At 40.9% G+C, this 16,972-nt stretch carries 14 protein-coding genes; 5 read left to right on the top strand and 9 right to left on the bottom strand.

Features of this window, described 5'->3' with window-relative positions; all coding sequences use genetic code 11:
* Window positions 1-9 precede the first annotated feature (9 nt).
* The 4 genes from ACFO3P_RS04090 to galU form a co-directional block, all read right to left on the bottom strand.
* Window positions 10-1,134 carry a glycosyltransferase gene (locus ACFO3P_RS04090; protein ID WP_379542175.1) on the bottom strand — a complete coding sequence of 375 codons (1,125 nt, stop codon included), beginning with the start codon at window positions 1,132-1,134 and terminating at the stop codon, window positions 10-12.
* A 31-nt stretch (window positions 1,135-1,165) separates the two neighbouring features.
* Complete coding sequence (locus tag ACFO3P_RS04085) at window positions 1,166-2,290, bottom strand: glycosyltransferase (RefSeq protein ID WP_379542174.1); 1,125 nt, start codon at window positions 2,288-2,290, stop codon at window positions 1,166-1,168.
* Between the two features lie 538 nt (window positions 2,291-2,828).
* Entirely contained in the window at window positions 2,829-2,957 is a 129-nt protein-coding gene (locus ACFO3P_RS04080) for a hypothetical protein (RefSeq protein WP_379542173.1), read from the bottom strand.
* A gap of 208 nt (window positions 2,958-3,165) precedes the next feature.
* Window positions 3,166-4,044 (bottom strand): UTP--glucose-1-phosphate uridylyltransferase GalU, encoded by an 879-nt coding sequence (gene galU, locus ACFO3P_RS04075; RefSeq protein ID WP_212929176.1) that lies wholly within the window; start codon window positions 4,042-4,044, stop codon window positions 3,166-3,168.
* Between the two features lie 151 nt (window positions 4,045-4,195).
* Between galU and ACFO3P_RS04070 the strand changes: the two genes are divergently transcribed.
* Window positions 4,196-5,506 carry a nucleotide sugar dehydrogenase gene (locus tag ACFO3P_RS04070; protein ID WP_042529585.1) on the top strand — a complete coding sequence of 437 codons (1,311 nt, stop codon included), beginning with the start codon at window positions 4,196-4,198 and terminating at the stop codon, window positions 5,504-5,506.
* A 45-nt stretch (window positions 5,507-5,551) separates the two neighbouring features.
* On the opposite strand, the gene ACFO3P_RS04065 is transcribed toward ACFO3P_RS04070, so the two are convergent.
* Window positions 5,552-6,661 (bottom strand): glycosyltransferase family 4 protein, encoded by a 1,110-nt coding sequence (locus ACFO3P_RS04065; protein ID WP_042529583.1) that lies wholly within the window; start codon window positions 6,659-6,661, stop codon window positions 5,552-5,554.
* 388 nt (window positions 6,662-7,049) lie between these two features.
* On the opposite strand from ACFO3P_RS04065, the gene ACFO3P_RS04060 reads away from it, so the two are divergent.
* From ACFO3P_RS04060 to ACFO3P_RS04050, 3 genes are all read left to right on the top strand, one after another.
* On the top strand, window positions 7,050-7,463 hold the full coding sequence (locus ACFO3P_RS04060) for a hypothetical protein (protein WP_256705196.1): 414 nt from the start codon (window positions 7,050-7,052) through the stop codon (window positions 7,461-7,463).
* 159 nt (window positions 7,464-7,622) lie between these two features.
* Entirely contained in the window at window positions 7,623-8,375 is a 753-nt protein-coding gene (locus ACFO3P_RS04055) for a threonine/serine exporter family protein (RefSeq protein ID WP_042529579.1), read from the top strand.
* Window positions 8,376-8,472: 97 nt separating this feature from the next.
* Window positions 8,473-8,916: a threonine/serine exporter family protein gene (locus tag ACFO3P_RS04050; protein WP_042529577.1), complete on the top strand. Its 444-nt coding sequence runs from the start codon at window positions 8,473-8,475 to the stop codon at window positions 8,914-8,916.
* A 135-nt stretch (window positions 8,917-9,051) separates the two neighbouring features.
* Here ACFO3P_RS04050 and ACFO3P_RS04045 read toward each other — a convergent pair whose 3' ends face one another.
* The gene (locus ACFO3P_RS04045; RefSeq protein WP_379542172.1) at window positions 9,052-9,960 is read right to left on the bottom strand and encodes an Rpn family recombination-promoting nuclease/putative transposase; all 909 of its coding nucleotides are present in this window, start codon (window positions 9,958-9,960) and stop codon (window positions 9,052-9,054) included.
* Window positions 9,961-10,449: 489 nt separating this feature from the next.
* Between ACFO3P_RS04045 and zwf the strand changes: the two genes are divergently transcribed.
* Window positions 10,450-11,925, top strand: coding sequence for a glucose-6-phosphate dehydrogenase (zwf, locus tag ACFO3P_RS04040; protein WP_256705199.1), 1,476 nt, complete (start codon window positions 10,450-10,452; stop codon window positions 11,923-11,925).
* A 64-nt stretch (window positions 11,926-11,989) separates the two neighbouring features.
* Here zwf and ACFO3P_RS04035 read toward each other — a convergent pair whose 3' ends face one another.
* From ACFO3P_RS04035 to ACFO3P_RS04025, 3 genes are all read right to left on the bottom strand, one after another.
* A complete protein-coding gene (locus ACFO3P_RS04035) occupies window positions 11,990-12,283 on the bottom strand; it encodes a hypothetical protein (RefSeq protein ID WP_042529572.1) in 294 nt (97 codons plus the stop codon).
* Between the two features lie 173 nt (window positions 12,284-12,456).
* Window positions 12,457-15,528, bottom strand: a complete 3,072-nt coding sequence (locus ACFO3P_RS04030; RefSeq protein ID WP_256705200.1) for an efflux RND transporter permease subunit — start codon at window positions 15,526-15,528, stop codon at window positions 12,457-12,459.
* A 3-nt stretch (window positions 15,529-15,531) separates the two neighbouring features.
* Window positions 15,532-16,398: an efflux RND transporter periplasmic adaptor subunit gene (locus tag ACFO3P_RS04025; RefSeq protein ID WP_256705201.1), complete on the bottom strand. Its 867-nt coding sequence runs from the start codon at window positions 16,396-16,398 to the stop codon at window positions 15,532-15,534.
* Between the last annotated feature and the right edge of the window lie 574 nt (window positions 16,399-16,972).

Below are 16,972 nucleotides of genomic sequence, written 5' to 3'. Positions count from 1 at the left end.
CACTTCGTCCTATTTGTTTCCTAAACGCTGGTAAATGGCAATCAATTTTTCTTCTTCCGCTCTCCAATTCAATTGTTCCTGGACAGCTTTTTTCCCATTTTCGCCCATCTGTTTCGCTGCATCCGGATGATTTCTTAAATAATCCAGCGCATCCTTTATTTCTTGGTCATTATGGGGGTCTACTGTGATACCGCATCGATATTGATTGATAAAATGCTTCCAGACAGGGAAGTTGGAACAAATAATTGGAATACCAGCATTCATATACTCAAAGAACTTGGTTAATTCTTTCTTCATATAATGCTCTGTTTCCGGAAAAATCGCAACCCCTGCCAGCCAATTATGCTTCAAATAGGCTTGTTCAATTTCTTCTTTTGGAATGTATTGGTTCACTCCATTGATTTGAATCCGGTCTGACTGGCTGCCAGCAATGTGGTAAATTTCATCTGCGAATTCTGTGGAGCATTTACCAATATAATTCATGGTAATTTTCTCATCTATTAAAGGCAATTTTGCATGCAGAAATGCACCGCGCACATCTGTTACATTGCCCGTATAAATCAATTTATCTTCTATTTTTCCTTTGCGCTGATGCTTTATAAAAGCGGTGTTTACCATCGGATAATTTAACACACATTCCCCGTCCGGATAAATATCCTTATAATACTTTTCAGCAAGGATTCGTTCCATCTTTTTTGTGAAAAACTGCTCCATTTTCTTATATGCTTTGGCAGCAAATTTACGAAGCGGCTTCGGTAAATATTCTTTTTGCAGCATGCTCGTGATGTAGTCTTCATGAATATCATATATCACATGATTCCGGCGATTTTTAAGCAGCCATGCGACTGGCAGCAGCTCCGGGTCATGAAAATGATACACATCCGCTTTTAATTTTTTCGCCTGCTTATAAAGTGTCCAGGCGCCCTTGGTCATGCGTTCCCATCTGCTTTTGTAATCTTTGATTGGGATATGCTTGATGCCGCTCTCTCTATCTATTCCTGTTTCTGTTTCTTTGGCAATTAAGTATACGTCGAATCCAGCTTTTTTTAATGATTTACATTCCTTATGATAAATTCTCGGATCATGAGGATGATGTACTGTTGTTAAATGAACAACACGTTTTTTTTCATTCATTGCAGCTGTCCTCTCTATTGGTTATTCATCGTTATTGATCAATCGTTTGTTTAAAGAGCTTCTCATATTCTTTGACGATTTTCTCTGCACGGAAGGATACCGCTCGTTCCCAGCCTTTTTCCGTGACCTGGTTTCTTTTTTCATCATCCCAATGTAAAGCATCTTCCATTTGTGCAGCAAGTGCATCTGCATCCCCTACAGGGGTAATCACACCATATTTACCATTATCCAGGACCTCTGCTGCCCCTGGTCTGGCATCGGTGGAGATAATCGGAATTCTGGCGGCGAGCGCTTCTGTCAGCACATGCCCGAACCCTTCTCTTTTGGAAGACAATACAAAAATATCCGCCTGATTAAAATAAACATATGGATTTTCCTGAAAGCCTACAAAAAATACAGCGTCCTCTAGATGCAATGCTTTTACCTGCTTTTTCAGCTTCTCTTCCAGCTCTCCCTCACCAAGAATGACAAGGCTTGCTGAGATGTTCTTTCGTAGTTTAGCAAAAGCATGAATCAATGTCGCCTGGTCCTTATCGTCTACCAAGCGTCCTGCTGTAATAATCACTTTTTCTTTCGGGTCATTAAATATAGATTGATACTCCTCGGCAATTTTTCCTTGCTTCATCAAGGATTCTATATTTTCCACATCGACCGGGTTATAAATAACCTGTACCTTTTTCGGGTTTACTTTGTAGTTTTGAATGATATTCTGCCTTACCCCTTCAGAAAGGGCAACGACTTTTTTCGAAAATCGATAGGCCAATCCATATATTTTCAGGTTCGTATTTCTTTTTCCTTCTGTTCCTAATAACGCTGCTTCCCGGACAATGTTTTTTGCTTTGTGACCGGACAGCAGTCTTGCTGCAATGGCAATGAGGTTATAGTTAGGAATGGTACTGAAGACAATATCGGGTTTTTCCTTTTTAATTATTTTGGAAAAAGGGATGATTCCCGAACGCAGTCTTCTGGTCGGCAGCTTGATAAAGGTGATTTCTTTTTTTAAGTATTTTTCATAATCGCCTTCATAATTCAAGGTAATCAATGTCGGCTCAAACTGCTCCAAATCCATGTTATTTAATAAATTGAGCATCGTTCTCGCCGCACCGCCGGACCCCAACTGATATATAAAGAAAAATATTTTTTTCTTTTCCCCCATTTTTTTTCATTCCCCTGCAAAGTAATTTGTCGATATTTTACCCAGAAGCATTATAACATAGGGGTGCGGATAAATAAATTTTCGACAGTGACTATTTTGTGAAAAAAGGCTTGAGGACGGTTGCTGAAGCAGAAAAAATGAAACAAAGGGATGGAGGGCTTATTTTGGATGATGACTTTATAGCTTATGAATGCCATCATCGAAGAGCACTGGATCTTGAAAAGTATTTTCTCTTTTTCCTTGTAAATTTGTGATTCAATCTAGTTAGCAGAATGACAGTAAACTAAGCTTGTGCTATTTTAAAATAACATGAATAAAAAGCGCTCTACAGGGAATAGATATATATCACCCTTATTAAGAAATAGATGCTTGCTTGCATGAATATTATTTGACACAAAGCATTGATTGCTACTATAATAAGGGTGTAAAGAAATATTGTGCGATTTTCGCTTCAAGGGCGAATAAAAAAGTTGGGGTGGTTCCCAGCTTTTTTTTTGAAAAAACGCCCTCATTAATGAGGACGAAAAAATATTTTTATTTACGACAAGAACAACTTAATCAGAACAACTATATCTTTTGCAAGGGGGGTCAGACCTTTGATTATAGCTATTCTTTTTTGTTGCCTTTCTCGCTTTTTCTTCATTGTGCGATTTTCTTTTTGCCCCAAGGGGTTCACCTCCTTTCAGTTAGCTACTGCCAACTTGGGGAAGTTTTTGATTGCATAAGATACGTGCTTGCCCGCCTTATGCTTTTATAATTCCACCACAAAATATTAAGAAAAGTCCCAATGTTATGTTTAAAAATAAGAAGTTATTAAATTTACCTGCATATAATAAAGAATGCAGACCACTATAAAGCCCGCATCCCCCTTCTACTTACTCTTCTTCTAATTTCCTTTTCATATACGCCAGCACATCTGCTTTTAAATCCGGTCTTCCCAGCGCAAAATCAATCGTTGCTTCAATAAAACCAAATTTATTGCCCACGTCATATCGATCACCTTCAAAATTATAAGCAACGACATCCTGTGTCTGATTGAGTTTCTTTAACGCATCTGTCAGCTGGATTTCATTATCCTTGCCTGGTTCAAGCGTCTGTAAAATAGAAAAGATTTCCGGTGTCAGGATATACCTTCCCATAATAGCCAAGTTGGACGGCGCTTCCTTCGCATCCGGTTTTTCAACTAAATCATGAACAAAGCTGGTTCTGCCTGCCGTCTCTTCTTTGTTTTTCGGGTCGATGATTCCATATTTCGATACATCCTCCCATGGAACGGAATGTGCGCCTATTACAGCCGCATGGTGTTCCTCATGGACATCAATCAGCTGCTTTAAGCATGGTTTTTCGGACACCACAATATCATCGCCAAGCAAGACAGCGAAGGCTTCATTGCCGATAAATGAACTGGCACAGCCGATGGCATGCCCGAGGCCAAGCGGTTCCTTTTGGCGGATATAGTGAATGTTCGCGAGTTTAGAGATGCTTCTGACCTGTTCTAATGTCTCCCAATCCTGCTTCTGCTCTAATTTTTCTTCTAATTCATATGATTTATCAAAATGGTCTTCAATCGCGCGCTTGCCTCTTCCAGAAATAATAATGATATCCTCTATCCCGGAGGCCACTGCTTCCTCAATAATATATTGAATCGTCGGTTTATCTACAATGGGAAGCATTTCTTTTGGCTGCGCCTTTGTTGCCGGTAAAAATCTTGTTCCAAGTCCTGCTGCGGGGATAATTGCTTTTTTTACTGTCATACGGCATCCCTCCAGTGTATTTTAATGAAATAAATCGCTTAGGTTACAATAAGTCTAACTACCATTTACTATACATCTAATTTAGATAATTGTATAATATGGAACAAGTAGATGTTACATGAATTTACATTTAAAAAGGCAGGCTAAATAAATGAATCTATTTCAACAAATTCAAGATAGAAAAGCTAAGATTTCCGTCATTGGTCTGGGTTATGTAGGACTGCCCCTGGCAGTGGAATTAGCAAAAAAATATGATGTGGTCGGTTTTGACCTGAATGAAGCAAAGGTTGCGCAATATCGAAAAGGCATTGATGTAACGGAAGAGGTCGGAAGTGAGGCGCTAAAGGAAACTACCCTGGAATTCACAAGTGCGCCGAGCGATATCAGCGATTGTACCTTTCATATCGTCGCTGTGCCGACACCGATCAATTCGGATAAAACGCCGAATTTAAAACCTGTGATTTCAGCAAGTGAGACAGTTGGACAACACCTTACGGAAGGCTCAATTGTTGTTTATGAATCAACGGTTTACCCGGGGACAACGGAAGAGGTTTGCATTCCTATTTTAGAGGAAAAATCTCAATTGACTTTCGGAAAGGATTTCAAAGTAGGCTACTCTCCGGAACGAATCAATCCCGGCGATAAGGTGAATACCCTTGTCACTATCCAAAAGATTGTGTCCGGCTCAGATGAGGAAGCATTAAAGGAAATCTCCGCTTTATATGGTTCCATTATTCAAGCTGGTGTCTTTGAAGCAAAATCGATCAAGGTTGCAGAAGCGGCAAAGGTGATTGAGAATTCACAGCGGGATATCAATATCGCCTTTATGAATGAGCTTTCCATGGTTTTCAATAAGATGGATATCGATACGAAGGATGTGCTGGAAGCGGCCGGCACGAAATGGAACTTTTTGAAGTTCACTCCTGGTCTTGTCGGCGGACACTGCATCGGCGTGGATCCTTATTACTTTACCTATAAAGCAGAGCAGCTCGGCTATCATTCGCAGATTATCCTAGCGGGAAGAAAAATCAATGATGATATGGGCAGATATATTGCCAGCAGCATCATCAAGAAAATGATTAAGTCGAAGCTGCAGGTGGATGGCGCGCGTGTTGCCATTCTCGGACTGACATTTAAAGAAAATGTTGCAGATGTACGTAATACGAAGGTCAATGATATCGTGGATGAATTAACGGAATACGGTGTCGATGTGCTGGTTCATGATCCAAAAGCAGAACCTGAGGAAGTCAAAGAGGTTTTCGGATTTGAATTGGTTCAGGATAATCAATTAACCGATTTGGATGCGGTTGTTTTAGCTGTACCGCATCAGGAATATCAGGAATACCAGGTAAGTGATTTCCATCCAATGTACCGGACGGATGAGAAGGTATTTATCGATATTAAGGGAGCTTACGGCAGAGATGCGCTGGAAGCTGAAGGCTTTAAATACTGGAGCTTATAAGGAAGCTTGATTATAGCGGAACATCAAAAAAGCAGTGACATGCGATTAGTCACTGCTTTTTCTTGATTTCTTCTTTTTCTTAAACGGTTTAAATATAAATGACTTTATCCGCCGGAGGATAGTGACAATAGGTCTTCTCCCTCCCATAACCAGTCCGGCGAGTTCCGCAAAAATATGTAATAGAAATATCATCACAGCTGTGAAAACAAGGGAAATGGCCAGATCCGCTTCGGAAAAGAGAATCCCGATCACCCCGAACAAGCCGCTGAACAGATAGATAATCACCACTGTTTTCCGGTGGCTGTAGCCGGCATCGATTAATTGATAATGAATATGGCGGCGGTCTGCTGTCATAATGCTTTCTTTATTATAAAGCCGGCGAATCATTGCTACCAGTGTGTCAAAAATAGGCACTGCCAAAATCACAATCGGAATAATAAAACTAAAGAAGGTAATGTTTTTAAACAGACCTAAGATCGAAATAATTGCAATGATATAGCCCAGCAGGTTAGATCCGGTATCCCCCATATATATCTTGGCGGGGTAAAAATTATGGTATAAAAAGCCGATATTCGCGCCAATAAAGGTAATGCATAAGTAAGCAACCAGCACCTGCGTGTCCACAATCGCCATGGCGAAGATACTGATCATCGCAATTGTTGTCACTCCCGTGGCCAGTCCGTCCAAGCCGTCAATTAAATTAATGGCATTGGTGATTCCGATAATCCAAAAGAAGGTCAGCACCGGACCTAAAAAGCCTAGTTCCACAACGCCCAAAAGCGGAATGGTGATTCGTTCAATAATCAAACCCGCATAAATCAGCAGACTCGCGGCAATGACTTGTCCTGATAATTTAATTAAAGGGCGTATCGTATATTTATCATCCAGCGCTCCGGTAATCAAAATGATAAGCGAGCCAATCAAAATTTCATCTATGAAGACATGTCTTGGCTGCAAATACAGCATACCTAATAAAGCACCTGCAAAAATAGCTAATCCACCTAATCTTGGTGTGACACTCTGATGTATTTTTCGATGGTTTGGTTTATCCATTGCTCCTATTTTTACTGCCAGCTTTTTCACTGGATAGGTAATCAGCAAAGCTGAGATGGCAGAAATTAAAAAGGCGATTGTTAAATCTACATAGTTTAGCATAGTATTCTCCTAAATATTACAAGTCACATACTCCTAAAAAGAATGGCTTTCATTTGGTCAGCAGCAGGGTTGAAGATAGGTTGATTTTCCTATTCTGTTCCCATTGCGTTTCTTTTTGCTCATCTGGCTTCAAGTGCCAGACTTTAAAGGTTCCATGTCGAAATTTGTATGTTTATTTTTCCCTTATTTCGACATCATTTCCTGTGGACTTCTTTAAATTATATAGGACTCTTCCTATATTGCGCAATGATTTATCCGTTTATTCTTTGGGAATCTTTCATGGCGGGGATTTTGCTGGAATAGAAATAGGTAAAGCGCATCTTTTTTTAAGGCTGCGGCTGTGGTACATTCATTAGGAATATCAGCTTGTAAAAAGGAGGTGCCTCATATGTTTTTATATCTTTATGTATTAGCAGCTGCTATCGCTGTGTTTGGAATGATTGTTGTATTCCGTTCCACCATGGATAACATGCTGACAGAGCCGGAAAAGTTCCCGCAGCATTTAAGCCGTTTTTTTACCAAATTTTCTATTCTTGAAATCTTGCCAATTGCGATGATTGTGCTGGGATTTATCTTCCCGCCAAGTGAACAGCTGGACATGTCGGATGCGCTGATTCCAATTGTCATTATTGCCCTTTTAATGATTATTCATATTTTTTATATCTTCTCGCAGCGTTCTCCTGCAGGTAATGTCGAAAAAGAGCTCAAACAGCGGATCCAGCCATTTATATTTATGGCGATGGCTTTAGGAAATGCGGTTCCTATTATTGCAATTGTTTTTATTCTGTTAATCGTCAGCTAATCTATCCTGATGTGTTTCTTGCACATCGGGTTTTCTTTTTGCATTTACATCCACCAGGATAAGAAGACTTCTCAAAAAAAGTTTAGGTTTATACCTTTCTTTCGGGGACTGCTTTACCTATAATAGAACTTAGTTTGAACCGGATGCGGAGGTTATGTTTTGAGCAAGCAATCTGTTACTGTAGAAAAAATATGTTTATTAGCCGGAAAGATTATGCTGGCTTCTGGAGCAGAGACGTATCGGGTCGAGGATACCATGGACCGGATCGCACAGTCTTATGGGGTAGAAAACCCTCAAAGCTATGCTACATTAACCGGACTGCACTTCTCGCTCGATTATACTGAAAGCAGTTATTTCTTACGGATTACCAAACGCGCTACAGATCTACATAAAATTGATGATGTGAATCAGCTTTCCCGGGAAATTGTCGCGTATCAGCTTCCCTTGGAGACAGCTTATCATAAATTAAAAACGTTAGAAAAAAATGTACCAACCTTTTCTTTAAGCTTCCAAGTGCTTGCAGCCACACTGGTCAGCGGGTGTTTTTCCTTAATGTTCGGCGGTACGTGGGCTGACTTTTTACCAGCCTGTCTTGCAGGAAGTATCGGGTACTCGACGATGATTCTATTTGATAAAATGATTGAAATCCGCTTCCTCGCAGAATTTATCGGATCATCGTTCATTGGTTTAACAGCTGCGATCTGTTTTTTGCTCGGCTTTGGCGGAAGTCTGGAAATGATTATTATCGGCGCGGTTATGCCGCTTGTTCCCGGGCTCCCAATTACGAATGCCATTCGCGATTTAATGGCGGGTCATCTTGTTTCCGGTGTTTCCAAGGGAATCGAGTCACTGCTTACCGCTGTAGCGATTGGAGCCGGAATTGCGATGGTTTATGGGTTTTTTCCAGTTTAATTGCTGTCATCCGAAAATAACAAGGCAGCTCTCATCGGTGTGGCAGACGCAGAAGTCGTCACACTCTGCGAATGCTTAAATGGAGGATAGAATACAAATGTTTGATATTATTGTTCAACTTGCTGCCAGTTTTATTGCATCTGCAGGCTTTGGTGTTTTATTTAATGCACCAAAAAAATCATTGATTCCATGCGGTCTTGTCGGAATGCTTGGCTGGATTCTCTTTTACACCCTCAGAGAATTTCATGTCGATATCGTTGCTGCAACCACCTTTGCGGCAATTCTTGTCTCCATCCTCAGCCAAGTTTGTTCCCGTATTCTAAAAAGGCCAATCATTATCTTCACGGTATCCGGCATTATCCCGCTCGTGCCTGGAGGCGTCGCCTATAATGCCATGCGAAACTTTGTTGAAAATGATTATAATACGGCAATTCAGCTTTCAGCCCAAGTGATGCTTCTGGCTGGAGGCATTGCGATTGGTCTAATGTTTTCCCAGGTTATTAATCAGATTATGATGAAGCTGCAGAAGACAAAGCCGTAATTTTTTCATTTTCATTGAAGTGACCAATCCTTCGTTGATAAAAGCTTTGCTTCGTACAATTCTAAAAGGGAGACGGTATATTTTTAAATGTCTCCCTTTTTTGTCTTATGAAAATTGTTTGTTTCTTCGTTTTATTTACTTGCCTACCAGCTTTTTAATTTCTTCTTTACTTAATTTTGTGATCTCTGCTATTTGGTTGACTGGCATGCCTATTGCCAGCAATTCTAAAGCTATTTCTTGTTTTCCTTCTTGTTTTCCTTCTTGTCTCCCTTCCTGCTTCCCTTTCTCCAATCCTCTCTCAAAATAAGAATTCGGCAGCTGCAAAACCATGTCTTTTTCCTCCTCCGGCAAGTTCTCCATTTGCTCCATCATTTGCGCTTCCTCCTCTTTGTTTAGTTTTAGATAAGTTTCGAAATAACCATACAGGAATTCCATTTGCGCCGGGTTGATTTTCATCCGGGTGATCATGCGCAGAAACTCCAGCTTCACCTGAACCCGCTCATGCGCTTCATACCCCATCTGACTGAGCAAGGCTGCTGCGGCCGGGTTGTCTGATTGAATATAAGCTCTCCAGTTTTTCTTGATTAAGTGTAATTGTAAAAAGTTAAATTGAAGGACGTCTTGGATGGGTGTATTAATTCTGAATTGCGTAGGTTCTTCTTTTTCCCTATTATAACTCAAAACAGCGATGGGTTGAATGGGTTTGCGGTGTTTGGCGTAAAGGTAAGAAAAATAGAGAAACATTCTTTCAGGAAAATTTGCTTCACGGGTCGATTGTGCTTCCGTATGAATATGCAGGATTTTGTCTTCATGATTCAGCTTAACTTCGGCGAGGACGTCTATTTCTTTCTTGCGGCCATTGAGGTAATCCAGATAGACTTCCTGTTCGAGGAAGGTCACGTTGGAGAAATCAATGTAGGGATAGAGATTGGGGAAAAATGCTTCGATAAACTCTTCAAAAAACTCTTGAATCAGCTTTTTCGTCAGCCGATCATGCTTCATGTAGTCTGCTTCTTCTTCGAGAATAACTGGTGCTGTAAGCAATAGACCACTTCCTTTCTTTGAATTGTCTATATTTTACCAATCATTTTAAAATAAAGCCAGTCTTTTTTCAGATAAACTGGGTAAATATTTACTGCAGATGGTTTTTATAAATTCCATCAAGCTAAGCAGTTGTATATACTCCCCCCTCTTTTTTTATAATAATTCCATTATATCCAGTTCACTCCAAACAAATTCTGAAAAATTAATTTATTAACTCCATTTTAGAGGTAAATAAATTGACAAAGCCACCATTCATTCTGTAAAGTTAATGATTAATCCCCTTCTATCTTTAGGGAATTTTTAATGTGTTTGTGCGTGTTCCAAAGCTTCCCTGTAAAATGTGCCTTTCAATCCAAATTGGCGCGGTCAAAACCTTGATGGATTTAGTCTGTTGGACATTTCCATCTGTTTTCAAATCAGCATTTTAGAGGATACTTACACGCATTTTTTAACATCTTTACAGAAACTAAAGAATTGAGGAACCTAATCATGAGTGAAACTATACAACCAAAGGCAACGATTGTGATTTTTGGAGCAACTGGAGATTTGGCAAACCGTAAACTATACCCTTCCATTTACCGCCTTTATAAGAGCGGTAAACTAGACGAGAATTTCGCGGTTATCGGGCTTGCCCGCCGTGGATGGGATAATGACATTATACGTGAGAAGGTAGAGCAGTCTATCCAAGGGTTGACTTCCGAGGATGAAGATGTATCTGAATTCACTTCTCATTTTTATTATAAATCATTTGATGTTACATCGACAGATTCCTATACTGACTTAAAATTTATGGTGGAATCTCTTGAACGGGAATATCATACGGAAGGCAATCGCCTGTTTTATTTAGCGATGGCTCCTGACTTTTTCGGGACTATTGCCAATCAGCTGAAAGACCATGGCTTAAAAGAAACGTCTGGATGGACACGTTTAGTGATTGAAAAACCTTTTGGGCATGATTTACCTTCTGCCAAAAAACTGAATAAAGAGCTTCAAGCTGCTTTTGATGAAAATCAAATCTATCGAATCGACCATTATCTAGGAAAAGAAATGGTTCAAAATATCGAAGTTATCCGTTTTGCGAATGGAATCTTTGAGCACTTATGGAATAACCAATTTATCAATAACATTCAAGTAACAAGCAGTGAGACACTTGGTGTTGAAGAACGCGCACACTACTACGATGCATCAGGTGCAACAAGGGATATGATTCAAAACCATATGCTGCAAATGGTTGCTCTGCTTGCTATGGAGCCGCCAATCAATCTCAGCACCGAAGAAATTCGTTCGGAAAAAATCAAGGTATTGCGTGCTCTGCGCACCATCAAAGAAGAGAAGGTTCACAAGTATTTTGTCCGCGGTCAATATGGTCCCGGGGAAATCGACGGAAAAAAAGTCAATGGTTATCAGGATGAAGCTGAAGCATTAAAAGACTCCACAACAGAAACCTTTGTTGCTGCAAAGCTTGTTATTGACAACTATCGCTGGGCCGGCGTTCCTTTCTATATTCGTACAGGAAAACGAATGAAAGAAAAATCAACCAAAATTGTTGTGGAATTTAAAGATATTCCAATGAACCTTTATCATAAAAAAGATGATTTACGAAATCCTAACCTGCTCGTTATTAACATTCAGCCAAATGAAGGGATTACACTTCATTTGAATGCGAAGAAAACAGGGAATGGTAATTTAACAGAGCCTATTCAGCTGGCTTATCACCAAGATTCAGAATCTGGTATCAATACTCCAGAAGCATATGAAAAGCTTATTTACGATAGTATGCTTGGTGATGCAACGAACTTTACACACTGGGATGAAGTTGCATTGTCATGGGAATTTGTTGATCGTCTTTTAGCGAGCTGGGCAAATACAAAACCGGATTTCCCGAATTATGAATCTGGTTCGATGGGTCCAAAAGCTGCAGATGAATTGCTTGAAAGAAATGGCTTTCATTGGTGGCCGGAATAAACTATATATTACTCCTATCAAAAATAAGCCTCCTGCTTTCTTAATGTAGCAGGAGGCTTATTTTTTAATATCTTCTTGGTTGAAATACGGAAATAATCAATACAATACATGTAATCCAATGCAATGTCATGCCAACAAGTGGGATAAAGCCAATAATACTTGTTACAATTCCTAAAACACTGCCCGCTATCCATCTTCTATCCCGGCTGGCGAGGAGTAATGTAATAATATGAAGAATCAGCATGACGAATAATGGCGTATAGCCCGACCCCATGATATAAATACCGCCAAAGACTGGAATACCCAATAATCCTTCAAAAACACCGGTGATTAACTGCATTACTTGGGATATTACCATTTTATCTACCTTCTTTCGCTTTTCTTTGTCTTTATCATACCCGATTTTCGACATGAAATGAATTCTAGCCTGTTGTTAATCAAAGAAAATTATTTATGTCATGAAAAGGGCAGTTCGGCAAATGAGATGATTGTCTCTCTGCCAAGAGCTGCCTCATTTTTCATTACTTACGTTTACTTTTTCGCTGCTTTCTTCCGCTTCCTTCTTCCCCTTACTTTCTTCGTTATGTTATCAAAGATCAGATAAATAACAGGAACAAAGAATAAGGTAAAGATGCTGGAAATCGTTAAACCGAAGATTATCGTTACAGCTAATGGCTGCTGCAGCTCGGCCCCTTCACCAATTCCCAGCCCTAGCGGAACCATCGCCAGAATCGTGGTAAGGGATGTCATCATGATTGGGCGCAGTCTGGAGCGTCCTGCTTCAATAATAGCTTCTATCTGGTCCATTCCTCTTCTGCGCAGAATATTGATATAGTCTACAAGTACAATCGAGTTATTAACCACTATTCCGGCAAGCATAATAATGCCGATAAAGCCGGCTACGCTTAAGGATATATTTGTCACAAACAGTCCGCCAATAACACCAATAATGGTTGTCGGCAATGCAAACATAATAATAAATGGCTGCAGGAGATTTTCAAATTGTACAGCGAGTACGATATACACTAAGAAAATCGAGAATATCAGCGCTACGCCAAGCTCCATAAAGGCCTCTTCCATATCTTCTGCCTGGCCGCCAATGCTATAGCTGTAGCCTTCAGGAAAGTCCATTTGACTTAGCTTCGTTTCAATATCGGATACGACACTTCCTAAATCGCGACCGACAACTCCCGAGCTGACATTCATTTGTGCCTGCTGATTTTCTCTCAGGAGCGTCTGTGGTCCTTCTGCCTGCTCGATCTCAACAAGTTCATCCAACGGAACCGTTGCTCCTGAAGGGGATTGAATACTGCTGTCTAACAGGTCTTCAATACTTGTGCGAGTATCTTCTGGATAGGCAATGGTAATATCGATTTCCTGTCCTTCTTCCCGATATTGGCCGACCACCTGTCCGGAGAATTTCATTTCCAGCTGGCTGGTGATTTGCGACCCTGACAGCCCATAGCTGGAGGCTGCGTCCTCATCTACCCGAATTTCCATTTGCGGAATGCCATCTTCTGCTGTAGAGGTTGTATTGGTTACTCCTTCAACCTCCTCCATTTCAGCAAGGACCTGTTCGGATAAATCAATCAGGGTATCATTTTCAGGGCCATTTAATTGAATCGTAATCGGGTCTCCCATTTCCATACCGCCATCCATCGCAGAGGCTGCAATATCAGCACCTGCAATATGCTGCACACGTTCATCGATCTCTACCATAATCTGTTCCGTTGACCGGTCCCGCTCTGATGCAGGTATTAATTGCAGCGTATAGGTTGATTCATTCATACTGCCAGTAAAGTCAGCAGATCCGATGGTTACATAGCTGACATCCATATATTCCTCATAGTCTGCTAAAATGTCATCCACCTGTTCTGTCATGCCGATCGTATAGTCTAAGCTGCTTCCCGGCGGTGTCTCTACCGTGATCTGCGCTTGTCCCTGGTCTGCTGATGGCATAAACTCCATCCCGATACGCGGAATGAGAAAAAGGCTGCCGATAATCGCTAATATCGTTACCAGGACGGTTGTTTTTCTAAATCTCAGTACTTTTTCTAATCCTTTTCCATAACGTGTTTTCAACCAATTTAAAAACCTGTCAAACCAATACCTTTTTCCCGATCCTTCCATGACATTTGCCAATAGCTTCGAGGAGAGCATTGGTACTAATGTAATCGCAACGACTAAAGATGCGACTAAGGAGAAGGAAACAGCCAGTGCTAATGGCGTAAATAAGTCGGATGACATTCCTTCTACAAAAACAATTGGTAAAAATACGACTAATGTCGTCGTTGTTGAAGCAATAACTGCCGGTGCTAATTCAATCGATCCCTTGGTTGCCGCCTCAAACAGGCTGTAGCCTCTGCGCCGGTAGGAATAAATATTTTCTAAAATAATAATGGAGCTATCCAGCATCATTCCAATCCCTAAAGCCAATCCGCCCAGGGAAAGTACATTCAAGGTCTGACCCGTAAAGTACATTAATACAAAGGTTGCGATAATCGCAATTGGTATCGATAATCCAATCACAATGGTTGCACGGATGCTCTTTAAAAACAGGAGCAGAATAAGAAAGGCGATTGCCCCTCCAATTAAAATATTATTCATGACCGAATCAATCGACATTTCAATAAATTCAGAGGTATCAATGATGGTATTTAAACCCATTCCTTCTGGTAAATCTTCCATCATTCCCGGCATCGCATCTGTAATATTCGATGCAACCTCTACCGTATTCGCATCTGTCTGCTTCATTACAGACAAGACAAGTGCATGCTCCCCGTTCACCATCGTTTCGGAGGAAGTCTCTTTAAAATCGTCCTGCACGTCTGCAATATCCGAAATACGGACAACGCCGCCTGCCTCTGACTGAATCTGTGTATTTTCAATATCCTCTATGTTGTCAAATTCACCAATGACGCGAATCTGTAAATCCTGATTTCCCTGTTCTACCGTACCGATGGAGGAAGAGCTGTTCTCGCTTCCCAGTGTATCCATGACACTTTGAGGCGAGATGCCATATTGTTCTAAGCTCGCTTCATCTAATTCAATTTGAATCTCTCTTTCTAAGCCGCCTTCAATCGTGACTGAGGCTACCCCTTCTTGTCTTTCAAAGAAAGGAACAATTTGCTGGTCTGCGATTTCGGTCAGCTCGGCTAAATCATCGCCCGTTAACCCGAGGTACATAACCGGAAGTGAATCAGGGCTGAAGCGAAGAATATTCGGGTCCCCTGCTCCATCAGGTAACATTCCTTTTACTTGGTCGACCTGTTCTCTCACATCCAACAGGGCCTGGTCTAAATCTGTTCCATTTTGAAACATCATCATTACCATGGAGGACCCAGATTGTGATTGAGATTGAACCGTATCGATTCCTTCTACTGCACTTACTGCTGATTCCAGCGGTCTGCTGATTAAATTCTGCACATCTTCTGGTGCTGCATCTTGATAATTGGTAGCAACGACGGCTACCGGCAAATCTATTTCAGGGAAAAGATCGACCGCAAGATTTCGCAGGGACATAACCCCTAAAGCAAGAACAGCTAATACAATCATAATGACGCCAATTGGCCGTTTTACTGAAGTTTTTATAAGCTGTTTCAAAATCTATTCCCCTTTCACTACTTCGACAGCATCGCCGTCTTCTAATCCGGATTGACCTGTTATGACGATTTCTTCCCCAGCTTCGATATCTCCCTCGATTGCGGTTTGCCGGGATTGCATCGTAATAACAGAAACCTCGCGCTGCTCTACCGTTTCCTCATCCGTTACCACAAAAACAAAGGACTCCCTTTCACTCTCTACAACCGCTTCTGTAGGTACTAATAAGGCATCCGATTCTACGGTTTCCTCGACGGTTATTTTTGCAACAGCTCCGGAGATAAAGGACGAATCTCCAGTTTCAAAAGCTGCCGTAACCGGATATAATCCGGTATCATCCGGAATCTGATCTATATTGGTAATCGCAGCTGTTTTCTCTTCTCCGCTCACAGTCACTTCTACTTCATCATCGATATTCAAAAGGTTCAGCATGCTTTCGGAGGCACTGCCTTCTGCTTTCCATTCATCTGTATCCGCAATCAGCATAAAAGGCTCTTCCGGGTCGATATTCTCGCCTTCCCCGGCCTGAATCTGAATGACTTCCCCAGCTTCCGGTGCGTCCACAGATTGTGTATTGCCATCAAGCGTTAATTCAGCGACTGTCTCATCTTCTTCTACCGTGTCGCCGACATTTACTTCTAAGGTGTCTACTTCTAAAGGCTGTTCAATCATAATCGGGGTTGTCTGTGAAGGCTCCAGCCGGGCATTAAATGTTCTTTCCCGCGTCAATTCCCCTTCTTCGACCTCCTCTGTCTGTACAGAAGTAATTACCTCCTCCTGTGTTTCTTCAGCGGATTCATTGTCATCCTCTGTACACGCCGCTAAAACAAACAGCATCAAAATCAATCCAATTGCTCCAATACTTTTTTTCATGGTTATGTAGATACCCCTTCCTTATTTTAACTGGCACTTGCCTGCTCTCGTTTTTATACCTTTTTTCTGTCTCTTTGTTTCGTACGAAAGTGACACGCAATTCGTTTCAAAAAATTCCTCATTTAAGTATATCCCTTTCAAAATACCCAAGCAACGTTTGTCTGCCAGGTGATGAGAGAAGTTATTAAATACACTTTTTCTATAACATATCCCCTCACGGAACGTCAGACGCAAGTCTTATCTGCTTATTGCCGCATAATAATTCCAGCAATGATTTTGGTGGGGCGAGTAATCGCAGTCCCAGCGCTTTTGATGGGACGAGTAATCGCAGTCCTCCATCATTCTATTTTCCTATGAATCTGACAAGATTCGACTGATTTTTATCAATCATTTTGAAAACGCATACGTATTTTAGAGCATTCTCGACAATTACAAAGATAAACACGCTTAAACCTGCCTTCACCTCTTTATACATCGAAATATGCATCTTTATCCACTTTTAAGCGCTTTGTTTAATTTTATAACTATAAGGTATAATTAAAAATCGAATCATAGCTTATTTCCATCCTCATAC

Origin of the sequence: Oceanobacillus aidingensis (assembly GCF_042654105.1) — a bacterium.
GTDB lineage: Bacteria > Bacillota > Bacilli > Bacillales > Amphibacillaceae > Oceanobacillus > Oceanobacillus oncorhynchi.
The sequence above is the reverse complement of the archived record's forward strand: the minus strand, read 5'-3'. Positions and strand labels throughout refer to the sequence as shown.

Coding starts and splice junctions, on each gene's coding strand:
- ACFO3P_RS04090 (WP_379542175.1), bottom strand. CDS start 1,134: ATGAATGAAAAAAAACGTGTTGTTCATTTAACAACAGTACATCATCCT.
- ACFO3P_RS04085 (WP_379542174.1), bottom strand. CDS start 2,290: ATGGGGGAAAAGAAAAAAATATTTTTCTTTATATATCAGTTGGGGTCC.
- galU (WP_212929176.1), bottom strand. CDS start 4,044: ATGACAGTAAAAAAAGCAATTATCCCCGCAGCAGGACTTGGAACAAGA.
- ACFO3P_RS04070 (WP_042529585.1), top strand. CDS start 4,196: ATGAATCTATTTCAACAAATTCAAGATAGAAAAGCTAAGATTTCCGTC.
- ACFO3P_RS04065 (WP_042529583.1), bottom strand. CDS start 6,661: ATGCTAAACTATGTAGATTTAACAATCGCCTTTTTAATTTCTGCCATC.
- ACFO3P_RS04060 (WP_256705196.1), top strand. CDS start 7,050: ATGTTTTTATATCTTTATGTATTAGCAGCTGCTATCGCTGTGTTTGGA.
- ACFO3P_RS04050 (WP_042529577.1), top strand. CDS start 8,473: ATGTTTGATATTATTGTTCAACTTGCTGCCAGTTTTATTGCATCTGCA.
- zwf (WP_256705199.1), top strand. CDS start 10,450: ATGAGTGAAACTATACAACCAAAGGCAACGATTGTGATTTTTGGAGCA.
- ACFO3P_RS04035 (WP_042529572.1), bottom strand. CDS start 12,283: ATGGTAATATCCCAAGTAATGCAGTTAATCACCGGTGTTTTTGAAGGA.
- ACFO3P_RS04025 (WP_256705201.1), bottom strand. CDS start 16,398: ATGAAAAAAAGTATTGGAGCAATTGGATTGATTTTGATGCTGTTTGTT.